The organism is Micromonospora sp. NPDC001898 (genome assembly GCF_042891255.1).
Classification (GTDB): Bacteria; Actinomycetota; Actinomycetes; order Mycobacteriales; family Micromonosporaceae; genus Micromonospora.
Genome location: NZ_JBIATC010000004.1, coordinates 89,138 through 103,931, shown reverse-complemented (window position 1 = coordinate 103,931; position 14,794 = coordinate 89,138). Strand labels below are relative to the sequence as shown.

Here is a 14,794-nt window from a genome sequence, read left to right as displayed (position 1 = left end):
GGTCAGGACAGCCCGAGGTCCTGGTCGATGAGGTCGAACAGCTCCTGGTTGCTGGCCACCCGTAGCCGGTCCGCGACCTCGGCGGTCTCCTCCCGGGGCGGCTCGGCGGCGCCGAGCCGTTCGAGGAGGTGGTGCAGCCGCAGGGTGATCCGGACCCGGCCGGTGTCGTCCGGGTCGCGCCGGGCCAGGGCGCTCTCCAACTGGTCGAGTTCGGCCAGGGTCGGCAGCGCCTCCACCGATGCCTCGCTGAGCAGTTCGGACCGCAGGTGTTCGGCCAGGGCCAGCGGGGTCGGGTAGTCGAAGACCACCGAGCTGGGCGGGTTGAGCCCGGTCAGCCGGGCCAGCTTCCCGCGCAGCTCCACGGCGGTCAGCGAGTCGAAGCCGAGGTCCCGGAAGGGCCGGGTGCTCTCCACCGCGTACGGGCTGTCGTGGCCGATGACCTCGCCGGCGGCGGTGCGGATCAGGTCGACCAGCACCCTGTTCTGTTCGGCCTGGGTCAGCTCGCCGAGCCGCTTGCGCAGTTCGGTGGCGACCTGGTCGCCGTCGGAGGCGTCCGCCCGGTCGGCGGCGGCCTGGGCGGCCACCTCGGCGAGGTCGCCGATCAGCGGGCGGGGGCGGGCGGAGGCGAAGACGGGCGCGAACCGGTCCCAGTCGACGTCGGCGACGGTGAGGACGTCGTCGTCGCCCTCGATGCCGGCGCGCAGGGCGGCCATCGCCGGCTCCCGGTCGAGCAGGGACACCCCGCGCCGGCTCATCGCGGCGGCGTGCGCGTCGGTCACCATGCCGCCGCCGGCCCACGGCCCCCAGTTGACGGACAGCACCCGGGCACCGGAGGCGGGCCGGGACTGCGCGAACGCGTCCAGGAAGGCGTTGCCGGCGGCGTACGCGCCGTGGTCGCCGACGCCCCAGACGGCCGCGATGGACGAGAAGTGCACGACCAGTTCCAGCGGCCCGGGGTCGAGGAACTCGTCGAGGTGCCGGGCGCCGGCGATCTTGCCGGACACCACGTCGGCGAGTTCCGCCCCGCTGACCGCGGCGATCGGGTTGAGCCGACCCACCCCGGCGGCGTGCACCAGCGCCTGCACGGTCTCGCCGTCGGCGCGCAGGCCGGCGACGAGGGCCGCGACCGCGTCCCGGTCGGCCAGGTCGCAGGCCAGGACGCGGGCCTGCGCGCCGAGCGCGGCCAGCTCCGCCACCGCCTCGTCGGCGCCGGGGGCGTCGGGGCCGCGCCGGCTGACCAGCAGCAGCCGGCGTGCGCCGTGCCGGGCCAGCCACCCGGCGGCGTACCGGCCGACGGCGCCGGTGCCGCCGGTGACCAGGACGGTGCCGGGCGGCTGCCAGCCGGGGCCGCCCGTCCGCTCGGCGCGCGGCGCGCGGGCGAGCCGCCGCAGGTACGCCCCGGCGGGGCGGACGGCGATCTGGTCCTCGCCTCCGGCCCCGGTCAGCGCCGCGAGGACGTGCTCGACGGCGGCGTCGTCCAGGGTGGCCGGCAGGTCCAGCAGGCCACCCCAGTGCCGGGGGTGTTCCAGCGCGGCGACCAGGCCGAGCCCCCAGGTGGTGGCCTGGGCGGGGTTGGCGACGGGGTCGTCGGCGCCGGTGCCGACGGCCTGCCGGGTGAGCAGCCACAGCGGCGTCGGGGGCAGGGCGTCGGTGACGGCCTGGATCAGGGCGAGGTTCGCGGTCAGGCCGACGGGGACGGCCGGCCGGTCGGGGTGGGGCCGCTCGTCGAGGGCGAGCAGGGAGATGACCCGGTTCGGCGGTACGCCGTCGAGCAGCCCGGCGAGGGTGGCGCGGTCGGCCGTGGCCGGGTCGACGGGGAGCAGCCGGGGGGTGCCGCCCCGGGCGGCGACGAGCGCGGCGAGCCGGTCGGCGACGTCCTGGCCGGCGGCGGTGTGCACCAGCGTCCAGTCGCCGCCGGCGGCCCCGGCGGCGAGCGGCTGGGGTCGCCAGGTGACCCGGTACCGCCAGCCGTCGATCAGGGTGTCCTCCCGCTGCTGGCGACGCCAGGCGGCGAGGTCCGGCAGCAGGTCGCGCAGCGGCCGGTCCGGGTCCACTCCGAGCCGGCCGGCGAGCGCGTCGCCGTCGCCGTCCACCACGGCCCGCCAGAACGCGGAGTCGGTGTCGTCGCCGGCCGAGCCGGGGGCGTCGGCCGGGGCGGCGTGGAGGGTGGGCCAGAACCGTTGGTGCGCGAACGCGTACGTGGGCAGGTCCACCGGGCCGACGCCGGGCAGCAGCGCCGGCCAGGACACGGCGGTGCCCTGACAGTGCAGCCGGGCGAGGGCGCCGAGCAGGGTGGACACCTCGTCCTGGCCGGGCCGCTGCACGCCGGTGACGGTGACCGGCGCGTCGGCGGGGAGCGCGTCGGCGGTCAGGGCGGTGAGCACCGTGTCGGGGCCGACCTCCAGGAACCGGGTCACCCCGTGGGCGTGCAGGTGGGTGACGGTGTCGGCGAACCGGACGGCCTCGCGGACGTGCCGGACCCAGTAGTCCGGGGTGCAGAGCTGCTCGGCGTCGACGACCGCGCCGGTCAGGTTGGAGACCACGGGGATCGCCGGCGGGGCGTACGCGAGGGTCGCGGCGACGGCCGCGAACTCGGCGAGCATCGGCTCCATCAGCGGGCTGTGGAAGGCGTGGCTGACCCGCAGCCGCTTGGTCCGCACGCCGAGGGCGGTGAAGTGGTCGGCCAGTTCGGTCAGCGCGGCCAGTTCCCCGGCGACGACGACGGCGGCCGGCCCGTTGACGGCGGCGACAGCGAGGCGGCCGGCGTACCCGGTGAGGGCCTGGGCGACGTCGACCTCGGCCGCCGCGACGGCGAGCATGCCGCCGCCTCCGGGCAGCGCCTGCATGAGCCGGCCCCGGTTGCCGACGAGCGCGCAGGCGTCCGGCAGGGACAGCACCCCGGCGACGTGCGCGGCGACGATCTCGCCGACGGAGTGGCCGGCGACGAAGTCGGGCCGGATCCCCCAGTGTTCGAGGAGGCGGTACAGCGCCGCCTCGACGGCGAACAGCCCCGCCTGGGTGAACACGGTCTGGTCGAGCAGGTCGGCGTCGGCGGTGCCGGGCTGGGCGAACAGCACCGGGCGCAGCGGCCGGGGCAGGTACGCGTCGAGGTGCTGGCACGCCTCGTCCACGGCGCGGGCGAAGACGCCGAAGGTGTCGTACAGCCGGCGGCCCATCCCGGCGTGCTGGGCGCCCTGCCCGGAGAACAGCACCGCGAGGGCCCCGCCGGTCTCGGCGACGCCCCGGGTGAGGCCGGGGTGGTCCTGCCCGGCGGCGAGGGCGCGCAGCCCGGCGAGGGCGGCGTCCCGGTCGGCGGCGAGCAGCACCGCGCGGTGCCGCAGCGGGGAGCGGCCGGTGGCCAGTCCCCGGGCGACGTCCGCGTCGGGGGTGGGGCACCCGGGCAGCCAGTCGGCGAGCCGGGCGGCCTGGTCGCGCAGGCTCTCCGCGCCGTCGGCGGTGACCACCCAGGGCAGCACCGGCGGCCCGGCGGCGGGCCGGGCGGCGGCGGACGGCGCGGCGGGCGGCTGTTCGAGGATGACGTGCACGTTGGTGCCGCTCACCCCGAACGACGACACGCCGGCACGGCGGGGCCGGTCCACCTCGGGCCACGGCTGCGGCTCGGTGAGCAGGGCGACCGCTCCGGCGGACCAGTCGACGTGCGGGGAGGGCTCGTCCACGTGCAGGGTGGGCGGCAGCAGGTCGTGCCGCATCGCCATGATCATCTTGATCACGCCGGAGACGCCGGCGGCGGCCTGGGTGTGACCGATGTTCGACTTCACCGATCCGAGCCACAGCGGACGGTCCGCCGGCCGGTCCCGCCCGTACGTGGCGAGCAGCGCCTGCGCCTCGATCGGGTCGCCGAGCCGGGTGCCGGTGCCGTGCCCGTCGACGACGTCCACGTCGGCGCCGACGAGCCGGGCGTTGGCGAGGGCCTGCCGGATGACCCGTTCCTGGGCGGGGCCGTTGGGCGCGGTGAGCCCGTTGCTGGCGCCGTCCTGGTTCATCGCGGAGCCGCGGACCACGGCGAGGATGCGGCGGCCGTCGCGCTGGGCGTCGGAGAGGCGCTGGAGCAGCACCAGGCCGACGCCCTCGCCCCAGCCGGTGCCGTCGGCGGCCCCGGCGAACGACTTGCACCGGCCGTCGAGGGCCAGCCCCCGCTGGCGGGCGAACTCCAGGAACGGGCCGGGGGTGGCCATCACCGTGACGCCGCCGGCGACGGCGAGGTCGCACTCCCCCTGCCGCAGCGACTGGCAGGCCAGGTGCAGCGCCACCAGGGAGGACGAGCAGGCGGTGTCGACGCTGACGGCGGGGCCCTGCAACCCGAAGTGGTACGCCAGCCGGCCGCTGATGACGGCGGCGGCGTTGCCGGTGGCCTGGTAGCCCTCGGTCTCGACCCGTGCGGCGAGCAGCAGGGTCGCGTAGTCCTGCCCGTTGGTGCCGACGAACACGCCGGTGCCGGTCTCCCGCAGGTCGGCGGGGGCGGTGCCGGACCGCTCGAACAGCTCCCAGGCGCTCTCCAGCAGCAGCCGCTGCTGCGGGTCCATCACCAGCGCCTCGCGCGGGGAGATGCCGAACAGGGCGGCGTCGAAGCCGGTGGCGTCGGCGAGGAAGCCGCCCTCCCGCACGTACGAGGTGCCGGGCCGGTCCGGGTCGGGGTGGTAGATGGCGTCCAGGTCCCAGCCCCGGTCGGCGGGGAACTCGGCGATGCCGTCACGGCCCTCGCTGACCAGCCGCCACAGGTCCTCGGGGCTGGCGACCCCGCCGGGGAACCGGCAGCTCATCGAGACGACGGCGATCGGCTCGTCGAGGGCGGTGGCGGCCCGCACGGGCGCGACCGCCGGGGCGTCGTCGCCGGTGAGCCGGTCGGCCAGGTGGTCGGCCAGGGCGCCGGGCGTCGGGCGGTCGAACACCAGGGTCGCCGGCAGGGTCTCACCGACGGCCTCGGCGAGCCGGTTGCGCATCTCGACGGCGCTGAGCGAGTCGAAGCCGATCTCCCGGAACGACCGGTCCGCGGCGAGGGCCTCCGCCGACGGCAGCCGGAGCACCGCCGCGGCGTGCACCCGGACCAGGTCCAGCAGGACCCGGCGGCGTTCCGGCGCGGCGAGCCCGGCGAGGCGGGCCCGCAGCGGCGAGTGGGCGGCCGGGGCGTCGCCGGCCGGGGCGGCGGCGAGCAGCCGCGCCACCTCCGGCACGTCCCCGATCAGCGGCCGGGGGCGGGCCAGCGTGTAGGTGTGCAGGAAACGGTCCCAGGCGATGTCCGCGACGGTGAGCGTGGTCTCGTCGTGGGCGAGCGCGTCGGCCAGCACGGACACCGCGAGGTCGGGGCGCATCGCCCGGACGCCGGAGCGGAACATCTGGTCCGCGGCGCCCTCGGCGTCGACCATGCCGCCGCCGTCCCAGGCGCCCCAGGCGACGGCGGTGCCCGGCCGGCCCCGGCGGCGGCGGTCCTCGGCGAACGCGTCGAGGAACGCGTTGCCGGCGGCGTAGCCGCCCTGGTGCCCGCCGCCCCAGACGCCCGCGCCAGAGGAGAACAGCACGAACGCCGTCAGGTCGTCGCCGAACACCTCGTCGAGGTGCACCGCGCCGGACACCTTGGCCCGCAGGGCGTCCGCCAGTTCCGCCGGGCCGAGGGCCGCGACGGGTCCGGCGTGGGCCACCCCGGCGGTGTGGAACACGGCGTCGACGCGGACGCCCTGCGCGGCGAGTTCGACGGCGAGCGCCCGCAACGCCTCGGCGTCGGCGACGTCGCAGGCCGCGACGGTGACGGTGGTTCCGGCCGCGTCGAGTTCCGCCGCCAGCTCGGCGGCGCCGGGGGTGGCCGGACCCTGGCGGCCGGTCAGCACCAGCCGGGCTGCGCCCTCCCGGGCCAGCCAGCGGGCCACCTGCGCGCCGATCGAGCCGAGGCCGCCGGTGACCAGGACGGTGCCGCCCCGGGGGCGCCAGCCGTCGGCCGGGGCGCGGTCGGCGCGGGCCCGGACGAGCCGGCGGGCGAACACCCCGGACGGGCGCAGCGCGAGCTGGTCCTCGGCGTCGACGCCGGCCAGCGCCGCCACGAGCCGGGCCCGGTCCCGCGGGTCCAGCTCCGTGGGCAGGTCCACCAGGCCGCCCCAGCGGTCGGGGTGTTCCAGGGCGACCACCCGGCCGAGGCCCCAGACGGTCGCCTGTCCGGGGCGGTCGAGCGGGTCCGCCCGGCCGGTGCAGACGGCTCCGGTGCTGGCGCACCACAGCGGGGCGTCGACTCCGGCGTCGCCGAGGGCCTGGACGAGGGCGACCGTGCCGGCGAGGCCGGCGGGCAGCACGGGCTGCTCCGGGTGCGGGTCGTCGTCGAGCGCGAGCAGGGAGAGCACTCCGCCGACCGGCGCGGCGTCCCCGGTGGCCCGCCCGAGCTGGTCGGCCAGCGCCGCCCGGTCCGGATCGGTCACGGTTACCTGGACGACGTCCGCGCCGCCCTCGGCGAGGGCCGTGTCGGCGGCGGCGACCAGCGGGTGGTCGGCCCGGCCGGCCGGCACCACCAGCAGCCAACGGCCGGACAGGGCCGCGTCGGCGGGGGTGGGCAGCGGCTTCCAGGTCACCCGGTACCGCCAGGAGTCCACGGTGGACTCGTCGTGGCGACGGCGCCGCCACGAGGAGAGCAGCGGCAGCGCCGGGTCGAGGGACCGGGCGTCCGTCTCGTCGATCCGCATGGCGGCGGCCAGCGCCCGGGGGTCGGCCTGTTCCACGGCCGCCCAGAACTGCCGGTCCGTGTCGTCCCCACCGGCCGGGTCGGTCGGGGTCGCGGCCTGCGGCCAGTACCGCTGCCGCTGGAAGGCGTAGGTGGGCAGCTCCACGGCCGGGCCGGTGCGGGCGCCGAGGATCGCCGCCCAGTCCACGGGCACGCCGTGCACGTGGAGCTCGGCGAGGGCCGTGACGAGTTCCGGCCAGCCGGGGGCGGCGTCCACCACGACGGCGTCGTGCCCGGCGTCGGCCACGGTGCGCCGGAGGACGGCGGCGAGCACCGGGCCCGGGGCCACCTCCAGGAAGACCTGATGTCCCGCGTCCAGCAGGGCCCGCACGACGCCCTCGTTGTCGGCGTCGGCGCGCAGGCCCCGGTACCAGTCGGCGGCGTCGAGGCCGGTGGTGTCGACCAGGCCCCCGGTGGACGCGGAGTGCAGCGGCACCTCGGCCGCCCGGAGAGTGATCCCGGCCAGGCCGGCCGTCGGGTCGTGCGGCGCGGCGGAGCCGGCGGCGGCCGGGGGTCGGCTGCCGAGGGCGATCACCTTCGCGGCGTCCGACAGCGACAGCGCCCCGGCCACGCAGGCCGCCGCGACCTCGCCCGCGCCGTGTCCGAGCACGGCGGCGGGGCGTACGCCGAGGGAACGCCACAGCCGGGCCAGCGCAACCGTCACGGCCCACCGGGCGGGCTCCGCCACCCCGGGGCGGGTCGGCGACGGGGCGTCGTCGGTTCCGCGCAGCACGGCGGTGAGCGACCAGTCGACCCAGGGGGCGAGGGCCGCCTCGCACTCGGCGACGGATTCGGCGAAGACGGGCGACCGGTCCAGCAGGTCGGTCAGCGCGCCGGGCCGCTGCTCCGCGTCGCCGGGAAGGACGAGGACGGGGTCACCGCCGCGCAACGCCGCGCCGGTGACCGCCGTCGGGGCGTCCTCGCCGAGGCGGAACGCGTCCAGCGCCCGCAGCAGGCCGGCGGTGTCCCGGCCGAGCAGCACGGCGCGGTGCGGGAACGCGGCCCGGGTGGTGACCAGGGCGTGCGCGACGTCGGCGGGCTCGATCTCGGGGTGCGCCGCCAGGTGCTCGCGCAGCCGGGCGGCCTGTTCCCGCAGCGCCGGGCCGTCGGCGGCGGACAACACGAGGGGTACGACGCCGGTACGCGGCGCCGCGACCGCCCGGCCCTCGACGACGGGGGCGGGCGGCTGTTCGATGATGACGTGCGCGTTGGTGCCGGAGATCCCGAACGAGGAGACGGCGGCCCGTCGGGGGCGGTTCACGGCCGGCCACGGCGTCGCCTCGGTGGCGAGGGTGACCGCACCCGCCGTCCAGTCGATGTGCGGGGACGGCTCATCCACGTGCAACGTCGCCGGCACCACACCGTGCCGCATCGCCATGATCATCTTGATGATGCCGGCCACCCCGGCCGCAGCCTGCGTGTGACCGATGTTCGACTTCACCGACCCGAGAAGCAACGGCCGATCCGCCTGCCGGTCCTGCCCATACGTGGCGAGCAACGCCTGCGCCTCGATCGGGTCACCCAACGTGGTACCCGTGCCGTGCGCCTCGACGGCGTCCACATCGGTCGTGGTCAGACGCGCATTGGCCAGCGCCTGCCGGATCACCCGCTGCTGCGACGGACCATTCGGCGCCGTCAACCCGTTCGACGCACCATCCTGGTTCACCGCCGTGCCCCGCACCACGGCCAGGATCCGCCGCCCCTCACGCTGCGCATCCGACAACCGCTGCACGAGAAGGACACCCACGCCCTCCGACCAGCCCGTACCGTCGGCCGACGCCGCGAAGGACTTACACCGGCCATCCTGCGACAAGCCACGCTGACGCGAGAACTCGATGAACGTCCCCGGCGTCGCCATCACCGTCACACCACCGGCCAACGCCAGATCACACTCGCCGGACCGCAACGCCTGCACCGCCAGATGCAACGCCACCAACGACGACGAACACGCCGTATCCACCGTCACCGCCGGCCCCTCCAAGCCGAACGTGTACGCCACCCGACCCGACAACACACTGCCCGAGTTACCGGTACCGATGTACCCCTCGACCTCGCCGGGCACGTCCATCAACACGGAGGCGTAATCGTGGTACATCACACCCGCGAACACACCCGTCCGGCTGCCCCGCAACCGCACCGGGTCCACCCCCGCCGACTCCAACGACTCCCACGACGCCTCCAACAGCAGACGCTGCTGCGGATCCATCGCCAGAGCCTCACGCGGGCTGATCCCGAAGAAGGCCGAGTCGAACTCCGCCGCCCCGTACAGGAAACCGCCATGCCGCGTGTACGAGGTACCCGGCCGGTCAGGATCCGGATCGAACAACGACTCCAGGTCCCAACCCCGGTCCGCCGGGAACTCCCCGATCCCGTCCCCTCCCCCGGCCAGCAACGCCCAGAGCTGTTGCGGCGTCTCCACCCCGCCCGGGTACCGGCACGCCATGCCAACGATCGCGATCGGCTCGTCGAGGCCGGTGCCGGTCGTCCGCGCGCCTGACGCGGCGACGGCACTGCGGGCCCCGGCCAGTTCGTCATGTACGTGGGCGACCAGCGCCTGCGGGGTCGGGTAGTCGAACACCAGCGTCGAGGGCAGCCGCAGGCCGCCGGCCGCGTTCACCCGGTTGCGCAGGTCCACCGCCGTCAGCGAGTCGAACCCGAGTTCCCGGAACGCCCGGTCCGCCGGCACCGACTCCGCCCCACCGTGCCCGAGCACCTGGGCGACGAGACCCCGGATCAACACGTCGATCTGGGCGCGAGCCTCCTCGGGGGCCAGGCCGGCGATGCGGGTCGCCCAGGTGGCCCCCTGTCCCGCTTGGCGGCGGGTGGTGGTCGCCCCGACCAGGGTGCGCAGCATCGGCGGCACCATGCCGGTGCCGGCCGAGGCCCGCAGGGCGGCCAGGTCGATCACGGCCGGTACGAGGGCCGCCCGGTCCCCCGCGACCGCCGCGTCGAACAGCGCCAGGCCGGTCTCGGCGCTCATCGCGGCAAGGCCGCCCCTGGTCGTCGACCGGGTCCGCTCGGCCTCGCCGAGGGACGCCGCCATCCCGGGGGTGTCCCACATGCCCCACGCCAGCGACACCGCCGGCAGGCTCGCCTGCCGGCGGTGCACCGCGAGGGCGTCCAGGAACGCGTTCCCCGCCGCGTACGCCGCCTGACCTGGCGAACCGAGCACCCCGGCCACCGACGAGAACAGCACGAACAGGTCCAGGTCCAACCCGGCCGTGGCCTCGTGCAGGAACCAACCGGCCGACACCTTGGGGGCCAGCACACCCGCCAGCCGCTCCGCGCTGATCCCCGAAACCACACCGTCGTCCAACACACCGGCCGTGTGCACCACGCCCGCGAGCCGGCCCGCCGAGGCGACCTCGGCGACCAGTGCGCTCACCTGCTCCCGGTCCGTCACGTCACACGCCACCACCCGGGCCGACGCGCCCAGCCCGGCCAGCCGCTCCACCAGCTCGGCCGCGCCCGCAGCGTCAGGGCCACGCCGCGACACCAGCACCAACGACCGCACCCCGTGCGCCACCACCAGGTGCTCCGCCACCAGCGCGCCCAGCGAGCCGGTGCCGCCGGTCACCAGCACCGTGCCCTCACCCACCACGGGTGACGGGTCCGGCACAGACGCGCGTACCAGACGCGGAGCTCGGACCTCGCCGGCCCGGACCGCGACCTGGCCGCCGGTGGCGAGCGGTTCGTCCGCCACCCGGGCGAGCAGGCCCAGCACCGCCGCATCGGCGTCGGCGTCGAGATCCGCGAGGACGATCCGGCCCGGATGCTCCGACTGCGCCGACCGCAGCAGGCCCCACACCGCCGCACCCGCCAGATCCGACACCACGTCACCGTCCCGGGCGGCCACCGCACCCCGGGTCACCACGACCAGTCTCGACTCCGCGAGGGCGTCGGCGGCCAGCCAGGACCGCACGGACGACAGCACGCCGGACGTGACCGCCCGCACCGCGTCGGGGACCGCCACACCGGGGGCACCGGCGGGCACCGGCAGCACCAACCCCGGCGGCACCGCCGCACCCGCCGCGACCGCATCCACCACCGCAGCCACATCCGGGTACGCCACCAGCCCGCCCCGGACCGCCAGCTCACCGGCCAGCCCGGCAACACCCTCGCCGCCGGCCAGCCCGACAGGGCCCTCGTCGCCGGCCAGCCCGGCAACGCCCTCGCCGCCGGCCAGCCCGGCAACACCCCCGTCGCCGACACTGTGGAGCTGCCCCGGCTGCGCTACCAGCAGCGCCCACCCGGCCGCGTCGCCAGCGGAAAGCGCCTCCTCCGCCTGCCACGCCACCTCGAACAACGACCGCGCCGCCGCACCCGGGGCAACCACCCCGGTCATCTCCCGCAGCACCAGCGAGTCCACCGAGACCACGGCCGCGCCCGAGGAGTCCACCGCGACCAGCCGCACCCCGGAGCCCTCACGGGTCAGCCGCACCCGCAGCACCGATGCCCCCGAGGCGTGCACCTGCACACCGGAGAACGCGAACGGCACCCGGGGCGCGGTCGACTCCTCGAACAGCAGCGCGATCGGGTGCAGGGCGGCGTCCGACAGCGCCGGGTGCACCCCGAACGCCGCCGCGTCGCCGGCCGCCTGCTCCGGCAGGGCCACCTCGGCGAACACCTCGCCCCCGGCCGTCCAGAGCCGCCGCAGGCCCTGGAACACCGGCCCGTACGCCAGACCCCGCTCCGCCACGGTCGGATACCAGCCGGCGAGGTCCACCTCGGACGCGCCGGCCGGCGGCCATTCGGCCAGCACCGGTTCGTCGGCCGACACCGGCTCCAGCGTGCCCTCGGCGTGCCGGACCCACTCGGGGTCGGCGTCCTCCTCCGGCTGGGAGTGCACGGTCACCGACCGCAGGCCGGACGCGTCGGCCGCGCCGACGCGCACCTGCACCCGCACCCCACCCGACGCGGGCAACACCAACGGCGCGGCCACGGTCAGCTCCCGCACCCGCGACGCGCCCACCTCGTCACCGGCCCGCACCGCCAACTCCACCAGCGCCGTACCCGGCACCACCACCGAACCGGCGACCACATGATCGGCCAACCACCCGTGCGTCGACACCGACAACCGACCGGTCAGCACCACCATGTCCTCGCCGGCCACCGACACGGCGGCGGCGAGCAGCGGGTGCCCGGCCGCGCCGAGGCCGGCCCCGGAGACGTCCGTCCACCGGCCGGCGGGCTCCAGCCAGTACCGCTTGTGCTCGAAGGCGTACGTGGGCAGGTCGACCCGCTCGCCGCCGCCGGCGAGGAGGCGGGTCCAGTCGACGGCCAGGCCGTGGACGTGCAGCTGGGCGAGGGCCTCCAGGGCGGCCTGCGGCTCGGGCCGGTCGTGCCGGGACACCGCGACCAGCAGGGGCGCGGGCTCGTCGCCGGGCCGGTCGGCGAGGCAGCCCTGCGCCATGGCGGTGAGCACGCCGCCCGGGCCCAGCTCCAGGTAGGTGCCGACCTCCTCTGCGTGCAGACTGTTGACGGCGTCGGCGAAACGCACGGCGCCCCGGACGTGCCGCACCCAGTACCGGGGGTCGCGGAGCTGCTCCGGCTCGGCGAGCCGGCCGGTCAGGTTGGACACCACCGGGATCGTCGGCGGGTGGTAGGTCAGCGTGTCCGCGACGGCCGCGAACTCCGCCAGCATCGGGTCCATCCGGACGCTGTGGAAGGCGTGGCTGACCCGCAGTCGGCGGGTCGGGGCTCCCCGGTCGGACCACACCCGCTGGAGTTCGTCGAGGGCGTCGACGTCCCCGGCGACCACGACGGCGGTGGGGCCGTTCACCGCGGCGATGTCGAGGCGGTCGGCCAGCCCGGCCAGGCTCGCGGCGACCGCGGCCTCGTCGGCACCCACCGCGAGCATGCCGCCGCCGGCGGGCAGCGCCTGCATGAGCCGACCCCGCGCCGCCACCAGGGCGCACGCGTCGGCCAGGGAGAACACCCCGGCGACGTGCGCGGCGGCGAGCTCCCCGATGGAGTGCCCGGCGACGAAGTCCGGGGCGAGGCCGAACGACTCGACGAGGCGGAACAGGGCCACCTCGACGGCGAACAGGCCGGCCTGGGTGAACACGGTCTGGTCCAGCAGCTCCGCCTCGGGCGTGCCCGGCGAGGCGAACATGACCTCCCGCAGCGGGCGCGGCAGCAGCGGGTCCAGGTGCCCGCACGCCTCGTCCAGGGCGGCGGCGAACACCGGGAACGCGGCGGCCAGTTCGCGCCCCATGCCGGGACGCTGGGCGCCCTGGCCGGAGAAGAGGAACGCCACCCGGCCGCGCGGGGACGCCGACCCGGTGGTGACGATGCCGTCCGGCTCCCCGTCGGCGAGGGCGCGCAGCCCGGCGATCAGGTCGTCGGGGCCCTCAGCCAGGACGACGGCCCGGTGTTCGAGGCCGGAGCGGCTGATCGAGGAGACGGCGACGTCCACCGGACGGGGGGCGACGCCTCGGCCGCGGGCTGCGGGGGCGACGCCGGATGCGGGGGTCACGGCGACTTCGGCTACGCCGTCGGCGGCGGCGGCGAGGTGGTCGGCCCACCGGGCGGCCTGCCCGGCGAGCGCCTCGGCGGTGCGGGCGGAGAGCAGCACCGGGGCCAGCGGCAGCGCCACCGGCCCGCCGGCCGGGGCGGCGTCGGCGGGCGGGGCGGTGTCGACTGGGGCGTCGTCGACCGGGGCCTGCTCCAGGATGACGTGGGCGTTCGTACCGCTGATGCCGAAGGACGACACGGCGGCCCGGCGCGGCCGGTCGGACGCCGGCCACGGGCGGGCCTCGGTCAGCAGCGAGACCTGGCCGGCGGTCCAGTCGATGTGCGGGGACGGCTCGTCGACGTGCAGGGTGCGCGGCATCGAGCCGTGCCGGATCGCCTCGATCATCTTGATCAGGCCGGCGGCGCCCGCCGCCGCCTGGGTGTGGCCGAGGTTCGACTTGATCGAGCCGAGCCAGAGCGGCCCGCCCTCGCCCCGGTCCTGCCCGTACGTGGCGAGCAGCGCCTGCGCCTCGATCGGGTCGCCGAGGGTGGTGCCGGTGCCGTGCGCCTCGACCACGTCCACGTCCGCCGGGGAGAGCCGGGCGTTGGCCAGGGCCTGCCGGATCACCCGTTCCTGGGAGGGGCCGTTGGGGGCGGTGAGGCCGCTGGACGCGCCGTCCTGGTTCACGGCGCTGCCGCGCACGACGGCGAGGATCCGGCGGCCGTCGCGGCGGGCGTCGGAGAGCCGCTGGAGCAGCAGCACGCCGACGCCCTCGGACCAGCCGGTCCCGTCGGCGGCGGCGGCGAACGACTTGCACCGCCCGTCCGAGGCGAGGCCGCGCTGCCGGGAGAAGTCGGCGAAGGTGCCCGGGGTGGACATCACGGTCACGCCGCCGGCCAGCGCGAAGTCGCAGTCGCGCTGGCGCAGCGCCTGCACGGCGAGGTGCACGGCCACCAGCGACGACGAGCACGCGGTGTCGACGGTGACCGCCGGCCCCTCCCACCCGAAGGTGTACGCCACCCGGCCGGAGACGACGCTGCCGGAGTTGCCGGTGCCGATGTACCCCTCGACGCCGTCGGGCAGGTCCAGCACCCGGGACGCGTAGTCGTGGTACATCACCCCGGCGAAGACGCCGGTGCGGCTGCCGCGCAGCCGATGCGGGTCGAGGTCGGCGTGCTCGATCGCCTCCCAGGAGGTCTCCAGCAGCAGCCGCTGGTGCGGGTCCATGGCCAGCGCCTCGCGGGGGCTGATGCCGAAGAAGCCCGGGTCGAACTGCGCCGCGTCGTAGAGGAACCCGCCCTGGCTGGTGTACGAGGTGCCCGGGTTGTCCGGGTCGACGTGGAACAGCCGCTCCAGGTCCCAGCCCCGGTCGGTGGGGAAGTCCCCGACCCCGTCGCCGCCGGAGTCGACCAGGTCCCACAGCTCCGCGGGGCTGGACACCCCGCCCGGGAACCGGCACGCCATCCCGATGACGGCCATCGGCTCGCGGTCCTTGGCCTCCACCTCACGCACCCGCCGACGGGCGTCGCGCAGGTCGGCGGTCGCACGCCGGAGGTAGTCGAGGAACTCAGCCTCAGTGGGCATCGGGCCACTCCGTATCGGGAATCGGGGTGCGG

Annotated in this window: 1 protein-coding gene; it reads right to left on the bottom strand. The window is 76.7% G+C overall.

Annotated features, from left to right (window positions below):
- Positions 1 to 2 precede the first annotated feature (2 nt).
- The gene (locus tag ACFYZF_RS11255; RefSeq protein WP_387018494.1) at positions 3 to 14,762 is read right to left on the bottom strand and encodes a type I polyketide synthase; all 14,760 of its coding nucleotides are present in this window, start codon (positions 14,760 to 14,762) and stop codon (positions 3 to 5) included.
- Positions 14,763 to 14,794: the final 32 nt, after the last annotated feature.